Source organism: Streptomyces sp. NBC_00989 (assembly GCF_045162655.1).
Lineage (GTDB): Bacteria > Actinomycetota > Actinomycetes > Streptomycetales > Streptomycetaceae > Streptomyces.
Map to the genome: position 1 here is coordinate 719,380 of NZ_CP108728.1, position 18,706 is coordinate 738,085.

12 protein-coding genes are annotated in these 18,706 nt (G+C 71.9%); 9 read left to right on the top strand and 3 right to left on the bottom strand.

The window, feature by feature from the left end:
• Window positions 1-62 precede the first annotated feature (62 nt).
• Genes OG714_RS03270 through OG714_RS03295 form a run of 6 tightly spaced genes read left to right on the top strand, consistent with a single transcriptional unit; the run spans window position 63 to window position 8,013 of the window.
• On the top strand, window positions 63-716 hold the full coding sequence (locus OG714_RS03270) for a cyclase family protein (protein WP_398999877.1): 654 nt from the start codon (window positions 63-65) through the stop codon (window positions 714-716).
• A complete protein-coding gene (locus OG714_RS03275) occupies window positions 713-2,266 on the top strand; it encodes a gamma-glutamyltransferase (protein WP_406118377.1) in 1,554 nt (517 codons plus the stop codon). The genes OG714_RS03270 and OG714_RS03275 overlap by 4 nt, the downstream gene beginning before the upstream one ends.
• The gene (locus OG714_RS03280; protein WP_406118378.1) at window positions 2,263-4,209 is read left to right on the top strand and encodes a primary-amine oxidase; all 1,947 of its coding nucleotides are present in this window, start codon (window positions 2,263-2,265) and stop codon (window positions 4,207-4,209) included. The genes OG714_RS03275 and OG714_RS03280 overlap by 4 nt, the downstream gene beginning before the upstream one ends.
• 30 nt (window positions 4,210-4,239) lie before the next feature.
• Window positions 4,240-5,592, top strand: coding sequence for a Rieske 2Fe-2S domain-containing protein (locus tag OG714_RS03285; RefSeq protein WP_406118379.1), 1,353 nt, complete (start codon window positions 4,240-4,242; stop codon window positions 5,590-5,592).
• Between the two features lie 5 nt (window positions 5,593-5,597).
• Entirely contained in the window at window positions 5,598-7,034 is a 1,437-nt protein-coding gene (locus tag OG714_RS03290) for a glutamine synthetase family protein (protein WP_406118380.1), read from the top strand.
• Window positions 7,024-8,013 (top strand): PDR/VanB family oxidoreductase, encoded by a 990-nt coding sequence (locus tag OG714_RS03295; protein WP_406118381.1) that lies wholly within the window; start codon window positions 7,024-7,026, stop codon window positions 8,011-8,013. Before OG714_RS03290 ends, OG714_RS03295 begins: the two co-directional genes overlap by 11 nt.
• Here OG714_RS03295 and OG714_RS03300 read toward each other — a convergent pair.
• Window positions 8,010-8,477, bottom strand: coding sequence for an Lrp/AsnC family transcriptional regulator (locus OG714_RS03300; RefSeq protein WP_406118382.1), 468 nt, complete (start codon window positions 8,475-8,477; stop codon window positions 8,010-8,012). The genes OG714_RS03295 and OG714_RS03300 overlap by 4 nt on opposite strands.
• Before the next feature lie 147 nt (window positions 8,478-8,624).
• On the opposite strand from OG714_RS03300, the gene OG714_RS03305 reads away from it, so the two are divergent.
• Entirely contained in the window at window positions 8,625-9,863 is a 1,239-nt protein-coding gene (locus tag OG714_RS03305) for a CynX/NimT family MFS transporter (protein ID WP_406118383.1), read from the top strand.
• Window positions 9,864-9,880: 17 nt separating this feature from the next.
• On the opposite strand, the gene OG714_RS03310 is transcribed toward OG714_RS03305, so the two are convergent.
• On the bottom strand, window positions 9,881-12,724 hold the full coding sequence (locus OG714_RS03310; RefSeq protein ID WP_406118384.1) for an AfsR/SARP family transcriptional regulator: 2,844 nt from the start codon (window positions 12,722-12,724) through the stop codon (window positions 9,881-9,883).
• A 199-nt stretch (window positions 12,725-12,923) separates the two neighbouring features.
• Here OG714_RS03310 and OG714_RS03315 point away from each other — a divergent pair, with 199 nt between their 5' ends.
• Window positions 12,924-13,673, top strand: a complete 750-nt coding sequence (locus OG714_RS03315; RefSeq protein ID WP_406118386.1) for an IclR family transcriptional regulator — start codon at window positions 12,924-12,926, stop codon at window positions 13,671-13,673.
• A gap of 271 nt (window positions 13,674-13,944) precedes the next feature.
• Window positions 13,945-16,380, top strand: a complete 2,436-nt coding sequence (pepN, locus tag OG714_RS03320; protein ID WP_406118387.1) for an aminopeptidase N — start codon at window positions 13,945-13,947, stop codon at window positions 16,378-16,380.
• Between the two features lie 165 nt (window positions 16,381-16,545).
• Here pepN and OG714_RS03325 read toward each other — a convergent pair whose 3' ends face one another.
• Window positions 16,546-18,693 (bottom strand): MMPL family transporter, encoded by a 2,148-nt coding sequence (locus OG714_RS03325; RefSeq protein ID WP_406118389.1) that lies wholly within the window; start codon window positions 18,691-18,693, stop codon window positions 16,546-16,548.
• Window positions 18,694-18,706: the final 13 nt, after the last annotated feature.

Genomic DNA, 18,706 nt, shown 5'->3' on the forward strand with positions numbered 1-18,706 from the left:
CGTCCACAGCCGCTCGTTTTTGGATCCACTTCCATGATATCCGCATCCAATAAGAGGGCCGCATGAATCTGGACTTCGCGAAGGCGATCGACGTGTCCGTTCCCATCCATCCCGGCATGCTGCACTGGGGCCGCCGCCCCGAGGTGGAGATCGTCGAGTCGCGTACCGCCGGCGATCCCTCCAATGTGAGTCGCTGGCGCATCGGCGCCCACACCGGCACCCACATCGACGCTCCGGCCCACTTCATCGACGGCGGCAAGACGGTCGACCGGCTCGACCTGACCGCCCTCAACGGAACCGCGCGGGTCCTGGACCTCACCCACGTCAAGGAGCAGATAACCGCCGCCGACCTCGACGCGGCCGGCCTCGGCACCGAGGAACGCGTACTACTGCGCACCAGCAACTCCGAGGGCGTGCTGCGCAGCCCGTGGAAGGCCCGGGAGTGGGTCGGACTGGCCCCCGACGGAGCGGAACGCCTCATCGAGGCCGGGGTGCGCACCGCGGGCATCGACTATCTGAGCATCGAGGCGGTCGCCTACACCACCCATTGGGAGACCCATCAACTCCTGTGCGCCGCCGAGGTGTTGATCCTGGAGGTCGTGGACCTCCTCCACACACCGGCCGGTGTCTACGACATGCTCTCGCTCCCCCTGCCCCTCCAGGGCGCCGAAGCCGCCCCCTCCCGCACCGTGCTCCTCCCGAGGGACGCCGCATGACAGCCGCCTCCCCGCTGGTCCCCCCGCTGATCCTGGCCGCACCGCACCCGGCGGCGCTGACGGCGGCCCGCCGCGCGGCCGAGCGAGGCGGCAACGCCGTGGACGCGGCACTGGCGGCGGCCGCCGCGCTCACCGTCGTCTACCCCCACCAGTGTTCCCTGGGCGGCGACTTGATCGCCCTCGTGCACGCCCCCGGCGGCTCGGTGCGCGCGGTGGTCTCGGCGGGGGCCGCCGCACAGGCCGTAGACGTCGAAGCGCTGCGCGCCGCCGACCGGCGGATGCCCGCGCAGGGGCCGCAGACGGTGACCGTGCCCGGTGTGGTGGCGGGCTGGACCGCGCTCGCCGACGCCCACGGCACGCCCGGCGCCCTTGCTGCCGCGCTGCGGGACGCCGCCGAACTGGCCGAGGGCGGGGCCACCGTGTCGGCGGGTCTGGCGCGCGCCATGCGGGAACGGGCCCCGCAGATCGCCGCGGACCACGGGCTCACCGCACTGCTGACCGGCCCCGCCGGCGTACCGCTCGTCGAGGGCGATCCGCTCTCCCAGCCCCAACTGGCCGCCGTACTGCGGACGCTGGCCGACGATCCGTCGTCCTTCTACCGGGGCTCGGTCGCCGACGCGTTGGCGGACGGGCTGCGCCGGGCCGGAAGTCCGCTCACCGTGAGCGATCTCGCCGCCCATCAGGCGGAGGACAGCGAGCCGTTGACGCTGGACGTGGCCGGAACTCGTTGGTGGACCGCGCCGCCGCCGAGTCAGGGGGCGAGTCTGCTGGCCGTACTGGAGACCGCCGCGTCGGCGGCGAAGCTGCCCGAGCCGGAGCGCACCGGTGTGCTGGCCGCCCGCTGCCAAGACGCCTCGGCAGCACGGGACTTGCTGCTGGGTGACCCGCTCGGCCCCTCGCCCGTCGACCTTGACGGACTGCTGCGCCCGGCTCCGCTCGCCGGTGCGCGACCGCCCGAGCCGTCCTTCCGGCCCGCCGGCGACACCGTCGCGATCACCGCCGTGGACGCCTCCGGGCTGGCCGTCTCCCTGATCCAGAGCGTCTACCAGACCTTCGGCTCCGGCATCTGCGACCCGGAGACGGGCATCGTGCTGCACAACCGGGGTTCGGCGTTCAGCCTGCTGCCCGGCCATCCGGCCCTCATCGGCCCCGGGCTGCGGCCCCCGCACACCCTGTGTCCCGTGCTCGGCCGGTCCGCCGAGCTGCTGCTCGCGGCCGGTTGCCAGGGCGGCCGGGCGCAGCCGCAGATCCTCGCCCAGACCGTGCCCGAGCTGATGGACCCGGCCGCCGATCCGACCGCCGTCCTCGACCGGCCCCGCTGGGTGATCGGCGCCCGCGACATCGGACACGAGACACAGACGTTGCTGGCCGAACCCGGATCCGTCCCGGCGGGCGCGTTCCCGTCGGTGGTTCCGGTGGTCGTGACGCCGGGCCGTACGGATCTGGCCGGTCACACCCAGGCCGTACGACTGTCCGCCGACGGCCGGCTGGACGGCGCCTCCGATCCCCGCGCCGACGGCGGCACCATCTTGGAAGGAAACCCGCTGTGAGCACTCTCGCCCCCGAACCCGTACCGGCCGACGCACCCCATCCGCTGGACCCCCTCACCGTCGCCGAACTGACCACGGCCGTAAGGGTGTTGAGAGCAGACACCCGCGTCCCCGACGACGCGCGCTTCTGGGGTCTGGCGCTGGACGAGGACCACGCCCGCCGCGCCGCGCCCGGGGACACCCGGCGGGCCCGCGCGGTCGTCTTCTCCACCTCCGCACGCCACGCCTTCGAGGTCGATCTCGAACTCGGCGACAAGCCGCAGACCACCGCCTGGCGGGAGTTGGACGTACGCAGCCCGGGCTGTTCCTCCGAGGAGGCGCGGCAGGCAGCGGCGGCCTGCCGGGCGGACCCCCGTTTCCGGGAGGCGCTGGCGCTACGCGGTATCCATGACGTGTCGCTGGTGATGGTGGACCCGGAGTCGATCGGCGGTTTCGAGCCGCCCGAGTACGCGGGCCGCCGGCTGACCTGGGGCAGTGTCTGGCACCGCACCTCCGAGGACGACAACGGCTACGCCCGTCCGGTGCAGGGCGTGGTGCCGATCATCGACATGGAGTCCATGGAGATCCTGCACATCGAGGACCACGGGGTGGTCCCGCTGTCGGAGGAGTCGGGCGTGTTCGCGGCCGGGACGGTGGACGAGCGGCCGGGGCTGAAGCCGCTGGAGGTGGTCCAGCCGGAGGGGCCGAGCTTCACCGTCACCGGGCAGCGGATCGACTGGCAGGGGTGGTCGGTCCGGGTCGGCTTCAGTCATCGCGAGGGGCTCGTGCTGCACGACCTCGCCTTCGCCGCCGCAGGGAAGGCTCCTCGGCAGGTGATCCGGCGTGCGGCCGTCAACGAGATGTACGTCCCGTACTTCGACACCGCCTCCACCCAGTACCGGAAGAACTTCTTCGACTGGGGCGAGTACGGCGCGGGCCCGCTCACCAACTCCCTTGCCCTGGGCTGCGATTGCCTCGGCGTCATCCAGTACTTCGACGCGGCGGTGCTCGGCGGCGACGGCGTCCCCCGGCTGATCCCCAACGCCGTCTGCGTGCACGAGGAGGACGACGGCATCCTCTGGAAGCACCACGACGGCCGCACGGGCCGTACGGAGGTGCGCCGTTCGCGCCGGCTGATCATCTCGGCGTTCGCCACCGTCGCCAACTACGACTACGGCTTCTACTGGTCGCTGTACCAGGACGGTTCGGTGATGCTGGAGATCAAGATGACCGGCATCCTCTCCGCCACCGGCGTCGAGGAGGACGAGGCGACGCCGTACGCGCGCCGGGTCGCGCCGAACGTCGCGGTCACCAATCACCAGCACTTCTTCAGCGTCCGCCTCGACATGGCGGTGGACGGCGATCCCAACCGGCTGGTCGAGGTCACCGCCGAGCACGAGCCCGACCCGGTGCTCGACCCGTACGGCAACGCGGCCCGGACCGTGCTGCGGCCGATCCTCAGCGAGTCGGAGGGCGCCCGGCGCACCGACCCGTCCCGCGCGCTGCACTGGCGGGTGGAGAGCACCGAGTCCCGCAACCGGATGGGTGAACCGACCGCGTACCGAGTGCACTTGGAGAACACGGCGGTGCTGCCGGTGCGCGAGGACAGTGTCTGCGCCCGCCGAGCCCCGTTCGTGGGGCGGCAGTTGTGGGCGACGGCCTACGACCCGGAGCGGCGGTTCGTCGGCGGCGAGTACCCGAATCAGGCCGAGCCCGGCGCGGACGGCGTCCACAAGTGGCAGGAGGAGAACCGGTCGTTGGACGGGACCGACCTGGTGCTGTGGGCGACGGTCGGCTCGCATCACTTCCCGCGCCCGGAGGAGTGGCCGGTGATGCCGGTGGCCAAGGCCCGGCTGCGCCTGGAGCCGGACGGCTTCTTCGACCGCAACCCTGCCCTGGACGTACCCGCACCCACCTCCTGCCACACGCCGAGCCCCTCGGCACCGGACCACTGCTGCGGCTGACCGCGCCTCCCCTCCCCCGAAAGGCGTCCCATGCGCGAGGAAGAGAACACACGGCTCACCCGGACCGGGCCCGGCACCCCGGCCGGCGAGTGGATGCGCCGCTACTGGCAGCCGATCGCCCTCAGCGAGGAACTCGCGGGCGTACGGCCGCTGGTGGCGCCCAAGGTGATGGGCCAGGACCTGGTCCTGTTCCGCGACGAGCAGGGCGAACTCGGTCTCGTCGACCGCGGCTGCCCGCACCGCGGCGCAGACCTGGCGCTCGGCCGGCTGGAGGACGGCGGACTGCGCTGCTGCTTCCACGGCTGGCTGTTCGCCCGCGACGGCTCGTGCCTCGACACTCCCGCCGAGCCCGTCGACAGCCCGCTCAAGTCCCGCGTCCGGCTGGGCAGTTATCCGGTCCGCGAGATCAACGGGATCATCTGGGGCTACCTCGGCCCCGGCGAACCGCCCGAACTCCCCGCCCTGGACTGCTTCCAGGCCCCCGCCGACCACGCCTTCGCCTGGAAGGGCCTGCTGGACTGCAACTGGCTCCAGGCCCTTGAGGTCGGCATCGACCCCGCCCACGCCTCCTACCTCCACCGCTTCTTCCAGGACGAGGACCCCGCCGACAGCTACGGCAAACAGTTCCGCGCCGCCTCCCAGGGCACCGACCTCCCGATGACGAAGATCCTGCGCGAGTACGGCCGCCCCGACATCAACGCCGTCCGCGCCCCGTACGGCATCCGCCTCACCGCCCGGCGCACCCTCGACGGCACGGACACCCAGGGCCTGCCGATGGACGGCAGCCGTACCCATGTCCGCATCACCCACCAGGTGTTCCCGCACGCCTTCCACATCCCGCTCGACGCGGAGACGGCGATCACCCAGTGGCATGTGCCGATCGACGACAACTCCAGTTACTGGTATGCCCTGTTCACCAGCGTCGGCGGCCCGGTGGACCAGGACGAGATGCGCCGGCAGCGGGTCGGCGCTGTCACCCTGCCCGGCTACCGGCCGCGCTTCGGCCGCGCGAACGGCTACGGCTACGACCCGGTGGAGCAGCGGACGACGACGTACACCGGGCTCGGCTTCGACATCAACGTGCACGACCAGTGGGCGGTGGAGGGGCAGGGTTCCGTCCAGGACCGTACCCGCGAGCATCTGGGCCGCTCCGACAAGGCCATCGTGATGTACCGCCGGATGCTCGGCGAGGCCATCAGCGCCGTCGAGCGCGGCGAGGACCCGCCGCTGGTGCTGCCCGCCGAGGAGGCCGGACAACTGCACGGACCGGTCGCCCTGGACGGGATCGGCCCCACCGACGGCTGGCTGGAGCACTGGACGGCCGTCACCGACAAGCAGCGCGCCGACAGCAGTTGGGCGCAGCCGCTGGGAACGGACGGCTGAGCCGCGTGGGATTCATCGAACGGCACGGCCTGTGGAACGCCGAACAGGCCGCCGCCGCACGGGAGATACAGGAACGCGCCGAGAGCGGCGGGATGACGGTCGTACGGCTGGTCTTCGCCGACCAGCACGGTCTCCTGCGCGGCAAGACCGTCACGATGGGCGAGCTCACCAACGTGCTGCGCGACGGCACCGGCATCGCCTCGTCCCTGCTCGCCAAGGACACTTCGGGCCGGACCGTCTTCCCTCTCTTCACCAAGGAGACGCCGCTCGGGCTGCCCGAACTGCGCGGCGCCGCCGACATGGTGATGGTGCCCGACCCGCTGACCTTCCGGATGCTGCCGTGGTCGCCGGGTACGGGCTGGCTGCTGTGCGACCTGCGCTTCACCTCCGGCGCGCCGGTCCCGCTGTGCACGCGCGGGCTGCTGCGCTCGGTCCTCGACCAGGCCGACGGACTGACGTACCGCACCGGTCTGGAGGTGGAGTTCCACCTCTTCCGGCTGGACGATCCGCGTCTGGGCCCTGGCGATCAGGGTCAGCCGGGTGCCGCGCCCGAGGTCGGGATGCTGAACCACGGCTACCAGTACCTCAGCGAGCTGCGCTACGACGAACTCGACCCCATCCTCGACATCCTGCGCGCGAACATCGAGGGCCTGGGACTGCCGTTGCGCAGCCTGGAGGTGGAATTCGGCCCGAGCCAGGTCGAGTTGACGCTCCAGCCCGCCGACGGTCTGGGCACGGCCGACGCGATGGTGCTGCTGCGCAGCGCCGTCAAGCAGGTCGCCGCCCGCCACGGCCACCACGCCACCTTCATGTGCCGTCCTCATCTGCCGGGCGTGTTCTCCAGCGGCTGGCATCTGCACCAGAGCATGCTGCGGGACGGCGTGGGTGTCTTCGCGCCGGAGAACGGCGAACTCACCGCGTCCGGGCCGCCGTTGTCGCCGTACGGAACCGCCTTCCTGGGCGGGCTGCTGCGGCACGCGCGGGCCACGAGCGCGTTCTCGACGCCAACTCTCAACGGCTTCAAGCGCTTTCGCTCGCTGTCACTGGCTCCGGACCGCGCTGTGTGGGGGCGGGACAACCGTGGGGCGATGGTGCGGGTACTGGGTGACGGGCCGTCATCCACCCGACTGGAGAACCGGATCGGTGAGCCGGCCGCCAACCCCTATCTCTACCTCGCCTCCCAACTCGCCGCCGGACTGGAGGGCGTGGCGGGTGACCTGGAACCCGGACCGGCCGCCGACGAGCCCTACGCGGCACGCGCCGAGCCGCTCCCCCGCTCGCTTGGCGAGGCCCTGGACGCGCTGGAGTCCGACCGCATGCTCGCCGACCGGCTCGGCAAGGACTTCGTGGCGTACTACACGAGCATCAAACGGGCCGAGATCACCCGCTTCAGCCAAGAGGTGACCGACTGGGAACAGCGGGAGTACTTCCGTGTCTTCTGACCTCGTCTCCCCCAGCGCGACGACCGAGCGGCTCCTGGTCCGACAGGCCCGCTGGGTCGCCCACGACGTGCTGGAACTCCGCCTGACCCGCCCCACCGGCGGCGCCCTGCCCGCCTGGGAACCGGGCGCGCACGTGGAGCTGACGCTTCCCTCGGGACTGCGACGGTCGTACTCGCTGTGCGGTGACCCAGCGGAAACCGAGGCGTGGAGCGTCGCCGTGCACCGCGTGCCCGAGGGTCGCGGCGGGTCGCGGGAGATCCACGAAACCGCCTTGGTGGGAAAGGAGTTGGAGGTACGCGGGCCGATCAACAGGTTCCCGCTCGTGCCCGCACCGGGCTATCTCCTGCTGGCCGGCGGCATCGGCGTCACCCCGCTGCTGCCGATGGCCCGCGAACTCACCGCCCGCGGCCTGCCCTGGCGCCTCGTCCTCGGCGCCCGCGACCGGTCCCGGCTCGTGTACGCCGAGGAGTTGGCGGCGCTGGGCGGGGACCGCGTGCTGCTCGTGCCACAGGACGAGGCAGGCTTCCCGGACCTGGCGGCCGAACTCGCCGCCACTCCACCCACGCACGCCGTCTACGCCTGCGGCCCGCAACCGATGCTCGACGCGGTGACGAACCTGTGCCGCACGGCCGGCCCGGCGCGGTCGCTGCATCTGGAGCGCTTCACCGCTGCCGCCGACGACGCGATCCCGGATCAACTCGGCTCCGGGAGCGGGGAGTTCGAGGTGGTGCTGACCCGTTCGGGTCTGCGGCTGACCGTGCCCGCCGACCGTTCCGTACTGGACGTCGTACGGGAGAAGCTCCCGGACGTGCCGTACTCCTGCGAGGAGGGCTACTGCGGCACCTGCGAAACACCGGTCACGGCCGGGGTCCCGGACCACCGCGACACGGTGATCGAGCCGTCCGAACGCCCCACCGCCACCACGATGATGATCTGCGTGAGCCGTTGCGAGTCCCCGGTGCTGGAGTTGGATCTCTAAGCGCGACTCTTCGCCAGGCGATGCAGCAGAGCCCGAGGTCGGTAGGGGATGACCTCGGCCAGGGAGATGGCGGTGCTGGTCCGGTCGACCCCGTCGATGGCGAGGATCGCTTTGGTGATGCGGTGCAGGTCCGCGGTGTCCTGGGCGACGACGTGCGCGAGGAGATCGGCGTCGCCGGTGGTGTAGTGGACCTCGATCACTTCGGGGAGGTCGAGCAGGCCCGCGTGGACGCTCTCGGGCTCGGCCTGGCTCACCGCGAGCGACATGAACGCCACCAGGCCGTATCCGAGGGCGGCGGGGTCGACACGTCGGCTGACGGGTTTGAGCACTCCGTCGGCGGCCATCCTCCGCAGCCTGGCGTGAACGGTGTTCCGGGCCACGCCCAGGGTCTGGGCCAGGGCGAGGATCGTCGCGTCCGGGTCGTCGTCAAGGGCCAGGACGATCCGGGCGTCCAAGGGGTCCATCAGCATCATGGTGCGCATTCTGCCACCAGTAAGTCATTCAATTGAGCATCTGTCGCAGCAGATAGAGCATGTATTGCGCCAATGCCCCGGCGTGTGGTCAACCTGATGGGCCATTCACACCTCCACCCTGATGAAGGACCGCCCGCCATGGCCGTGAGCTCGCACCCCACCGGTACCGGTCGCTCCTGGGTCGTCGTCGTGGCCGCCGGAGTCGCTGCCGGCCTACAGGTGTGGAAGGTCCCGCCCGCGCTCCCCTTCCTGCGGCACGACCTGTCGCTGAGTCTGGTCCAGGCCGGGACCCTGCTGGGGATCGTCCAACTGGCCGGGATGCTAGGGGGACTTGCCGTCTCGCTGCTGGCCGAGTTGATCGGTGAGCGTCGCTGTCTGAGCGCGGGGCTGGTCCTGTTGTTCCTCGGTTCGGCGGGCGGCGGCTTCGCGTGGTCGGCGGGGCCTCTGCTGGTGTCGCGGGCGGTCGAGGGGGCCGGTTTCATCCTGGTGGCGGTGATGGGCCCGGGGCTGATCCGGCGTACCGCCCCGCCCGGCCGGTTCACCACGGCCATGGGGTTCTGGGGCGCCTACCAGGGCATCTCCACCTTCGCCGGGCTCATCGTCGGCGCGCTGGCGCTCCAGGTGATGCCGTGGCGGGTGTGGTGGTGGGGCATGGCGGTGATCGCGCTGCTGCCGTTGCCGTGGGTCCTGGCCCGCGTTCCCCGTGACCACGCGGGTGGTGTGCGCGGCGCGGCGGACGCTCTCGCCCGTATCGGCCGTACCGTCCGGGCACCGGCGCCCTGGACGGCCGGTCTCGTGTTCGCCTGCTACACCCTGCCGTGGATGGCGGTGGTCGGGTTCCTGCCCACGATCTACCGCGACGGCGGGATGACGGGCAGTTGGCCGGGCGTGCTCAGTGCCGTGGTCGGTGCGGCGAACGCCGTCGGCTCGGTCGCCACGGCGGCGCTCATGAGACGCGGCCTGCCCACCCGTGTCCTGATCGTCCCCGCGTTCGTCCTCATGGCCGTCACCTCCGTGCTTGCCTTCGCCGTCCACTGGAACGGCCTCCCGACGGGTACCGCTTGGCAGTTCGTGTGTGTCACGGTCTTCTCGCTGACCGGCGGTGCGATACCGGCGACGTTGTTGCGCATGATCGGCGAGCTGACGCCGGTCGGCGGTTCCGCTCCCGCGACCATGGGCCTCATCCAGCAACTCTTCAACGCCGGCAGCTTCGTCGGCCCCACGCTCGCCGCGTGGCTGGCCACCCGAACCGGCGACTGGCACTCCACCTGGTGGCTGACCTGCGCCTGCACGGCCGTGGGCATCGCCCTCAGCCGCCGCCTCAGGCCGCGCGTCAAGACCCGGGTACCGGACGCAACGGCCGTACCATGCGCCTGAGTTGACAGCCCCGGCCGCTACGCCAGCGGGCCGTCCCCGACGCGCTCCCGCAACCCGGCGCGGAGGGGATCGTCGTCAGGCAGGCCGAGTTCGGTGGTCAGGGCGAGTGCGCGGGTCCACACCTCGTGGGCCGCGTCGGACTGGCCCGCGCTGCGATGGCTGTCGCCGAGGCAGATCAGACAGGCGGCCTCGCTGTGGCGCTCCCCCGTGGCGTGGAACAGCTGGGCCGCCTGCCGGTAGCGGTCGACTGCCTGTTGGTAGCTGCCCAGTTGGTGGTGGATGTAGCCCAGGCTGTCGGAGATGTGGGCCTGTCCGTCCACGTCTCCGGCCGCCTGCGCGAGTTCGAGGGCCTGCTCGCAGTGGGCGAGCGCGCGGAGATGGTCGCCGAGGTGCGCCTGCCGCCAGCCGATGTGGTTCAACGCGGCGGCCTGTCCTGCCCGGTCGCCCGCGGCCCGATAGTGCTCCAGGCTCCGGTAGGCGTGCTCCAGGGAGAGTTCGGCGTTGCCCTGGGCCCCCGACATCCGCGAGAGATGCTGATGGGTGCGGGCCTGCCCCGCGTCGCTGCCGACCGCGGCGAAGAGTTCGAGGGCCCGCAGATAGTGCTCACGGGCCGGTCCCGGGCACTTCAACCGGTCCAGGGCCAGGCCCAGTCCGCGATGGGCGCCCGCCCGGCCGGCCGGGTCGCCCTCCCGCTCGGCCGCCGCCAGCGCGCGGTGCCCGGCGGTGAGCAGCGCCTGCCAGTATCCGTGCCGGTCCAGGAAGGTGGTCAGTACGGTGACCAGCCGCCAGACGTGGGCGTCGAAGCCGGGCCGCTGCTGCCGTACGAGCGCCAGCAGCACCGGGTGTTCGGCGACGAGCCAGGTCAGTGCCCGGCCGTAGTCCTCGAACCGCACCGGGTTCGCGCCGGGTCTGGGCGCGGACGATTCCACCGGGTTGGGCTGCGGAGTCACCAGGACGTCGGCCGCCCGCGCGGAGTGCAGATAGTGGTCCATCATCCGGTGGAGCGCCGACCGGCGTTCCCACTCGTCGTCGTACGCGGTCACGAGTTCCCCGGCGTAGACCCGCAGCAGGTCGTGGAAGGCGTAGCGTCCCGGGGCGTGTTCGACCAGCAGGTGGCCGCCGGTCAGTTCGGCCAGCAGTGCCCGGACGCGTTCGGGCGGTACCCCGGCCAGTGCGGCGGCCGCGCGCTGGTCCAGGTCGGGTCCCGGGTGCAGGGCCAGCAGGCGGAACAGTCGGGCCGCGGCCGGGCTGAGCGCGCTGTAGGACCAGGAGAACACCGCCCGTACCTGGCTGGACTCCTCGCCCCCGTCGAGCGCGTCCAACCGGCCGCCGGCTTCCCGGAGTTCCTCGGCGAGTGTCCCCAGGGGCTGATGCGGTTGGGCGGCGGCGCGTGCCGAGACCACGGCCAGCGCGAGGGGCAGTCCCGCGCACCAGGTGACGACGTCGGCCACCGCCGCCGGTTCTGCGGCGACCCGGCCCGCGCCGAGCCGCTCCGCCAGTACGTCCCGTGCGGCGGCCGGTGTCAGCGGGTCCACGGCGAGGAGATGGGCGCCCTCGGTCGCGGCCAGCCCGGTCAGCCGGTTCCGGCTGGTCACCAGCGCCATGCAGCCGACCGAGCCCGGCAGCAGCGGGCGGACCTGTTCCTCGTCACGGGCGTTGTCGAGTACGACCATCATCCGACGCCCCGTCAACAAACTTCGGTACAGGCCGACTTGGGCCTCCAGCCCAGGGGGCACCCGCTCCGGCCGTACCCCGAGCGCGTCCAGGAAGCCGCGTACCGCCTCGGTCGGCTGCACCACCGATCCCTGCGGGTCGAATCCTCGCAGGTTCACGTACAACTGCCCGTCGGGGAACGCGCTCTCGACCCGGCGCGCCCAGTGCACGGCGAGGGCGGTCTTCCCCACGCCCGCCATGCCCGACACCGCCGAGATGACCACGGCGGCGGACTCGCCCTCGGCCGAGGCGAGGATCGCGGCGAGGCGGGCCAGTTCTCCGTCGCGACCGGTGAACCCTCGTACAGCCATGGGCAGTTGGGCGGGCAGCTCGGGCCGTGGTGTCAGCGCCGTCGGCTCGGGGCGCGAGGTCGACGCGGAGCGGTGGCCGCGCAGGATCGACTGGTGGAGCTGGCGCAGCGCCGGTCCCGTGTCGGTGCCCAGTTCCTCGGCCAGCCGTTTGCGGACGGCGGCGAAGCAGTCCAGGGCCTCCGCGCTGCGGCCGGTCTCGTGCAGGGCCCGCATCAGTGCTTCGGCCAGGGGCTCCGCGAGCGGGTACTCACCGAGCAGGCCGGTCAACGGGCCGATGACGGGGGCGGGATCGCCGTGGCGCAACTCCGCGCGGGCCCAGCCGACGGCGGCGTCCTGGTGCTGGCGCCGCCAGGCCTCGCGCATCCGGGCCGCCCACTCCCCGTTCAGCCCGGACAACGGCTCTCCGCGCCACAGGTCGAGTGCCTCGCGCAGCAGCACCGCCCGCACGGGGTCGGCCGGTCCCGCCGCCCGCGCCCGGTCGACCAACTGCCGGAAGCGGTACACGTCCACCTGATCAGGGCGGGCCTCCAGGAGGTACCCACCGGAACGGCGCACCAGTAATAAGGGTTCCCGCGCGGTCTCGGCCGCCTGCTCGCACATCCGCCGGATCCGGGCGACATGGGCGTGCACCGCGCCGCGCGCGCCGTCCGGCGCGTGCGGGCCCCAGACCCGCTCGATGACCACGTCGACGGCGACGGGCCGGCCGACGTCCACGGCCAACGCGGCCATCACGGTGCGGCGTTGGGGCGGGCCCACCTCCACCGCGCGCCCCTCCGCCGACAGTTCCACCGGCCCGAGCAACTGCACGTCCACCATGGTGTGCGCCTCCCCATGCACAAAGCCTCCTCCTTTTCTTCACGAACATGTATGCGGCGCGACAAGCCTTCGACAAGGTTTCCCGTCACACACCCGTGCGAATCTGCTGAGGAACGGACGGGGCGCCGACCGCGTCCCGTCCATGCACGACGGCAGGGCCGTCGCCTGGCGGCTGCGCAACAGGCAAACGGGGGCGAGACGTGTGATCACACAGGGAGTGATGGCACCTGAGACACGGGTGCCGGCACAACGGCCGGAGACCTTACCGGCCGCCACGGGGAACGCCGGCGGAAGGAGCGTGCTGGAGGGCGCCTTCGCGCTGCTGGAGGCGGTGGAGCGGGCCGTGGAGGCGGGGCCGACGAGGCTGGCGTCCGACTGCGGGCTGCCCAAGACGACCGCGTACCGCCTGCTGGAACAACTGGCGGACCTGGGCGCGGTCGAGCGGTGCGGAGGGAGTTACCGGGTGGGCCCGCGGATGTTCCGCCTGGGGCGCGCGTGGCAACCGCACCCCCTGCTGCGCGCCGCCGCGAAGGAGCCGATGCGCCGGCTGGCGCAGCTCACGGGGACGACGGTGGGGATCGCCGTGCTGTGGAAGGGCGAGACGCTGATGGTCGAGTGGTGTCCCGACGACGCCCGGCAGCCCGGTCCGCTGGAGACCCGGATGACCTGGCCGTGGTTCACCGCGGCGGGCAAGGTCCTGGTGGCCACGGCCGCTCCGGCACCGCTGCTCGGGCCGCTTCCCGCGTCCTGGGCGCGGGACGCGGCGGCGATACGGGAGCACGGTGCCGCGTTCGACCGGGAGGAAGTGGTAACTGGGGTGTGCTGCGCGGCGGTTCCGCTGCTCGGGGTGCGCGGTACTCCCGTGGCGTCCCTGTGCGTCCTCACCGATCCGGCCCATCACTTGGAACGGCTCGCGGAGACCGCGCGCCGGACGGGGCGAGTGATCAGCGCGGGGTTGCGGGGGCGCTGAAGGGCCGTTGGAGGCGGTTGGGGGGCTGATACGACGGGGTCGGCGGCGCGATCCGGAGGCCGGGCGGGGACGAGCACCGGCCGCGCCACCGACCCCGTCCTCGAACACGCCGGGCGCTCGGGAGGGGGACGAGCGCCCGGCGTGGCGTTCCGTGTGGCCCGGCGTCGCACGGCAGAAGACGGTGGCCGACGTCAGGGCCACCCGAAAACCCCTGCACTCCCCATCGATCCCCGTCGTACGCTGACGGCCGCTGTCTGCCGAGGGAGGACACATGGGGATCCGAAGCCTGACCCGCACCGAAGCCGAGCGCCGGGCCGAACTGATCGCGGTCGAACGGTACGACGTGGACGTCGATCTGACCGCACTGCCCGACGGCCCGGAGGTCCGCTCCGTCTCCACCGTGGCGTTCACATGTCGCGAACCGGGCGCGGAGACCTTCGTGGACTGTGCGGCCCGGGTGCTGAGCGCCACGCTGAACGGGGTCGGACTCGCCTCCGCCGAGGACGGGCGGATCCGGCTCCCCGCCCTCGCCGAGCACAACGTGCTGCGGGTGGAGAGCGTCCAGGCCGACACGACCGCAGGCGAGGGCGTCCACAAGGCCACGGACCCCGCCGACGGCGAGGTGTACGTGTGGATGAGCTTCGAACCGGACGAGGCCCGCTTCGTCTGGGCCTGCTTCGACCAGCCCGACCTCAAGGCCCCGCACGCCTTCACCGTCACGGCCCCGTCCGCCTGGACCGTCACCAGCAACTCCGGCGACGCGCACGTCGAGGAGCTGGACGCGGCCCGCCGCTGGACCTTCCCGGACACCCCGCCCCTGTCCGTGTACAACACGGTCATCAACGCGGGCCCCTTCCACGAGGTCCGCCGCGAGGTCGACGGCCACAACCTGGGCCTGTACTCCCGCAGTTCACTCGCCGAGGTCCTCGAACGCGACGCCGACGAGATCTTCACCCTCACCGGCCAGGGCCTCGCCTTCTACGCCGATGTCTTCGCGATGCCGTTCCCGCAGCGCCGCTACGACCAGGTGTTCATGCCCGAGTTCGGCGGGGCGATGGAGAACTACGGCTGTGTGACCTGGTCGGACGCGTTCCTGCGCCGGGCCGCGCCGACCCCGGCCGAACACGGGCTGCTGGCAAGGGTGTTGCTGCACGAGATGGCGCACATGTGGTTCGGCAACATCGTCACCATGCGCTGGTGGGACGATCTCTGGCTGAACGAGGCGTTCGCGGAGTTCGCGTGCCACTGGGCGGCCGAGCGCGCCACCCGGCACACCGACGCGTGGGCGAGCCATCTGATGATCGGCAAGATCAGCGCGTACCTGTCCGACCAGGGCCCCGCCTCGCACCCGATCCACCAGCCCATCCACGACGTCGCCCAGGCCGCGTCGATCTTCGACAACATCACGTACCCCAAGGGCGCGTCCGTCCTCCAGCAGCTCAAGACATACGTCGGCGAGGACCACTTCAGGACCGGCATGGCCGCCTACTTCGCCCGCCACGCGTGGGGCAACACCACGCTCCAGGACCTGATCGACTCCCTGTCCGAGGCCAGCGGCCGCGACCTCGACACCTGGCGCACGGCCTGGCTGGAGACGGCGGGCACCGACCGCTTCACCCTGGAGCGCGACGGCGACACGGTCACCCTGGTGGCCGCCGCCGCCCCCCGTCCGCAGGTCCTCGCGGTGGGCGCGTACGCCAGGAACGGCGACGCGCTGGAACGCAGGGCGCTGGTACGGGTCGAGGTGACGGAGCCCCGCACGACCGTCACCGGCCTCCCGCCGGCCGCGGACGTCCTGCTGATCAACGACGACGACCTGACCTTCGCGACGACCCGCCCGGACCCCACGACCCGGGACGCCCTCTTCCGTACGGCGGCGCAGTTGCCGACGGCCATCTCCCGGGGCGTGGCCGCGGCCACCGTGTGGGACATGCTGACGACCGGCGAGGCCACGGCGGCGGAGGCCGGGCGGTGCCTCACCTCGGTCCTGGCGGCCGAGACGTCCGACGCGGTGATCGAGCCGTATCTGACCCTCGCCGCGAACGTGGCCGAACTCTGGGCGCCGCCCGCCGAGCGCGACGACCTCTCGGCAGCGGTGGCGGCGGCCTGCCGCGACCTCGCCGGGGACCCCGGCCGCCGTCAGGTCGCACTGCGCGGGCTGGCCCGTACCGCGACGACAGTCGACGATCTCGCCTGGCTCCGCGAACAGGCCGGTGACGACGTCGACCTGCACTGGCGCGCGCTCATCCGCGAGGCGGAACTGGGCGGCGACATCACCGCGGAGTCAGAGCGCCTGCTCACGCGCGACCCGGACCCCGACGCGTGGCTCCGCGCCCTCACCGTACGGGCCGCCCTGCCCGACGCGGCCACGAAGGCGGAGGTCTGGCAGCAGTTGGTCGTGGACCGTACGGTCCCCATCAACTCGGTGGGCCTGGTCGCTGCGGCCTTCTGGCGCCCCGGCCAGGACGCGCTGCTGGCGCCCTTCGCCGAGCGCTACTTGGAGGCGGTCCCGAAGCTGCACCAGGGCGGCATGATCCTGGCGATGAGCTACACCCACCGCCTCTTCCCGCTGCACGGCATCGACCCGACGTACATCGAGCGGGCCCGTGAGGCTTCCCGTGAGGCGGTGCCGGTGGTCCGCCTCACGCTCCTGGAGCGGTCGGACGAGGTGAGCCGGATGCTCCGCGCCCGGGGCACGTCGGCCTGACGCGCTCAGCGGCCCGTTCCACCACCCAACCGGTCGGCCAGGCACGCGAGTTAGAGGGCCATGGCCGTCCGGTACTCCCGCAGCGAGCGGCCGGTGATCTGCTCGATACCGATCGCGTCCCCGGCCACCACCTCGCCGCGTACGTCCGCACCGGCCGCCGCCCGGCTAGTCCGCCGGTGTTGTCGGATCGGGAGTGGACTGTTCCGGGTGCGGAGAGGACGGCTGGACGCGCAGCGGGCGGGCCGCCCAGGCGGGCAGGTGCCAGTTCCAGCCGCCGAACAGGGAGACGAGGGAGGGAACGAGCAGCATCCGCACGATGGTCGCGTCCAGCAGGATGCCGATGCCCAGGCCGGTCGCCAGCGTCTTGAGGTCGGTGCCCGGTCCCGAGGCCAGTGCGGCGAAGGCGAGGAAGAGGATGAGTGCGGCGCTGGTGACGAGTCGGCCGGTGCGGCCGATGCCCTCGACCACCGCGTCGTCGGTGGAGAGGCCTGCGTCGTACTCCTCCCGGATGCGGGAGAGGATGAACACCTCGTAGTCCATGGACAGTCCGAACAGGAACGCGAAGATCATGATCGGGATCCAGAACGTGACGGCCCCGGTCGCGGCGATGCCGAAGAGCGTGTTCGAACCATGGCCGTCCTGCCAGAACAGCACCATCAGACCCAGGGTCGCCGCCAGCGAGATCAGATTGAGCAGCACCGCCTTCAGCGGCAGCAGCAGCGAGCGGAAGGCGCGCACGAGCAGGACGTACGTCAGCAGCGCGATGATCGTGAGCATCAGCGGGAAGTTGCCGTAGACGGCGTGCAGGAAGTCGATCTGTGCCGCGCCGACGCCGGCGACACCGACGACTCCGGGCAGGTGCTCGGTGGCGGTCTTCACCCGTCTGACCACGTCGACGCTCTTCGAGTTCACCGTCTCGGTGTCCGGGATGACGACGACGATGCTCTGCCCGCCCCGGTTGCCCGCGGGCCCGGTCGGCACGAGGACGCTGGTCACGCCGTCGACCTTGGCCAGCTCCGCGGCGACGGGTTTCACCTGGTCGGTGCTGACCAGGACCTCCATCGGGGTCAGCGCGCCGGTCGGGACGCCGCCGCGTTCCAGGGTCTGCAAGGTGTCGTAGGCAGGGCCGTTCTTGGCCAGCGAGTCGGAGGAAGCGAGGCCGATCTTGATGCCGAGGAAGACGCCGACGAGGGCCGCGAGCGCGGCCAGGGCCGCGGCGGCCGCGATCCAGCGGCGCCGTACGACCGCGGCGGTCCAGCGGCTCCAGAAGCGGCTCGCCCGGTTCTCGTGCCGGATCTTGGGCCAGTCGACCTTCGGCCCGATGCCGCCGAGGATCGCGGGGGTCAGGGTGAGTGTCGTCAGGACGCTCGCGAGCGGGATGAGCGCGCCGCCGTAGCCCATGCTGCGCAGGAACGGGACGGGCAGGACGACCAGCGAGAGCAGGCCGATGGCCACCGTGACCCCGCTGAACACGATCGCGTGCCCCGCGTGCTGCATCGCGACCACGACCGCCTCGTGGTTGTCCCGGCCGCGGTCGCGTTCCTCGCGCCAGCGGGTGACGAACAGCAGCGAGTAGTCGATCGCCACGCCCAGGCCGATCAGGGCGACCAGGAACTGCACGATGAACGACACGTCGGTGGCATAGGTGAGCGGCAGCAGCATCACGAAGGTCGCGAGGATCGACACCGCGGCCACGAGCAGGGGCAGCAGGGCCAGGAAGGAGGCGAACACGAAGGCGAGGACGGCGAGTGCGCCGACGGCGCCGAGGAGCGTCTCGCCGAGCACCCCGGGTCCGCCGCCGTCGTCGCCGCCGGAGGCCAGTGGGTCCTCGCCGGTCACCCCGATCACCGCGCCCGTCGGCATGGCCTGCTCGGCCGCCGCGCGGATCGGATCGGTCAGCGGTTTCTGGCTGGGTGACGGGTTGAACCGGTAGAACACCAGCGCGTAGGCGGTGCGGTCGTCCTTCGTCCGGAAGGCCTTGTCCCCGGTGTTCGCCTCGTCGATCACCCGCACGCCCGGTACCGCGGTGCCGACGGCGGTGAAGACCCGCCCGACGTCCGACTCGTGACCGGTGACCGTCTGCCCTGCCGGAAGGGTGACCGCCACCAGATAGGGATTGGTGTCGCCGCCGCTGCCGAAAGCGTCCTCGATCTTGTGCGCGGTCACGGTGCCGGGCTGGCCGGGCAGGGAGAAGTCGATCGTCAGCCGGTCCGTGGTACGACCGGCCAGCAGGATGCCGGCGACCAGCACCAGGCCCCAGAACGCCACCACCGCTTTGCGATGACGCAGAACGAATTCGGCCCACCGTCGCATGCCGGACCTTTCC